Origin of the sequence: Streptomyces sp. NPDC059909 (assembly GCF_042730885.1) — a bacterium.
In the GTDB taxonomy this organism is placed as follows: domain Bacteria; phylum Actinomycetota; class Actinomycetes; order Streptomycetales; family Streptomycetaceae; genus Streptomyces.
This window is the reverse complement of the sequence record NZ_JBHWKX010000210.1, coordinates 326-1,728: the sequence shown is the minus strand read 5'-3', so window position 1 is coordinate 1,728 and position 1,403 is coordinate 326. Positions and strand designations below refer to the sequence as shown.

The 1,403-nt window shown below is 71.8% G+C and carries 1 protein-coding gene; it reads right to left on the bottom strand.

Going from position 1 to position 1,403, the window contains the following annotated elements; translation table 11 throughout:
- Nucleotides 1–91 precede the first annotated feature (91 nt).
- Nucleotides 92–1,403, bottom strand: a 1,312-nt coding sequence (locus tag ACFV9O_RS40260) for a BCCT family transporter (RefSeq protein ID WP_385428029.1), incomplete at its 5' end; no start/stop codon positions are given.

The window sequence follows — 1,403 nt, the reverse complement described above, 5'->3', positions numbered from 1 at the left end:
GGTCTTGCCCGCTCCGGGGGTGCCCGTGAGGATGTAGCGCCGCATGGCGTGGTCCTTTCCGGCCGGGCCCCCTTCACCCGGCGGGCGCGGCCTACTCCTTGTGGTCCGGTTCCTGGCCGGGGTCCTGGCCCCGGTTCCCGCCGTCGGACGGGGCCGCCTCGCTCCGGCCGTCGTCGCCCTGGGCGCGGCTGCGGGCCGCGCGACGCAGGCGGGGGTGGGCGGTGGTGTCGACCCGGCCCTCCGACATGGCCTCGCCGATCATCCGGCGGACCGCGTCGCGCAGGCCGTGCAGGGCCTGGTGGCGGCGGGGCCCCGCGGTGGGGTCCTCCCGCAGTTCGCGGACGGTGGCCCAGCACAGGCCCAGCATGACGACGACGAAGGGGAGGGCGACGAGGAGGGTGGCCGACGGGAGGGAGTAGAGGCCGCCGGCGATGAGCAGCGCGGCGCCCACGGCGGCCATCAGCACGCCCCAGGTGACGTTGAGCCAGGCGCGCGGGTGCAGGGCGCCCCGGCTGGTGAGCGAGCCCATCACGAGGGAGGCGGAGTCGGCGCTGGTGATGAAGTACATCATGATGAGGACCATCGCGAACCATGCCGTCACCTCGGGCAGCGGCAGTGCGTCCAGCATCGAGAAGAGCGTCGCCTCGGTGCCCTCCGACTCCTTCTCGGCCATGTCGACCACGCCCGTCTCGTCCAGCCGGATGCCGGTCCCGCCGAGCACGCAGAACCACACGGCGGAGGCGCCGGAGGGGATCAGCAGCACGGCGAGGAGGAACTCGCGGATGGAACGCCCCTTGGAGATGCGGGCGATGAAGGTCCCGACGAACGGCGCCCAGGACAGCCACCACGCCCAGTAGAAGATCGTCCACTGGCCGAGCCACTCGCTGTCCGTGAAGGCGCCGGTGCGGGTGGCCATCGAGATCAGCTCGTTGAAGTAGCCGCCGACGCTGGAGGGGATGGCGTCGAGGATGTAGACGGTCGGGCCGACGAGGAAGATGAAGAGCATCAGCAGGGCGGCCATCACCAGGTTGACCGAGCTGAGCCACTTCACGCCGCCGTGCAGCCCGGTGAAGGCGGAGACGACGAAGGCCGCGCCGAGCACCACGATGATCAGCAGCTGGAGCCCGGTGGTGTTCTCGACGCCCGCCGTCAGCTGGAGGCCGGTGGCGATCTGCAGGGCGCCGATGCCGAGGCTGGTGGCCGTGCCGAAGACGGTGGCGAAGACGGCGAGCAGGTCGAGCAGCCGGCCGACGACGCCGTTGGCCCGCCGCTCCCCGATGAGCGGGACGAAGACGGCGCTGATCCGGTTGCCGCGCCCGAGCCGGAAGGTGGTGTACGCGAGCGAGAGGCCGACCACGCCGTAGATCGCCCAGGGGGTCAGCGTCCAGTGGAAGAACGAGTAC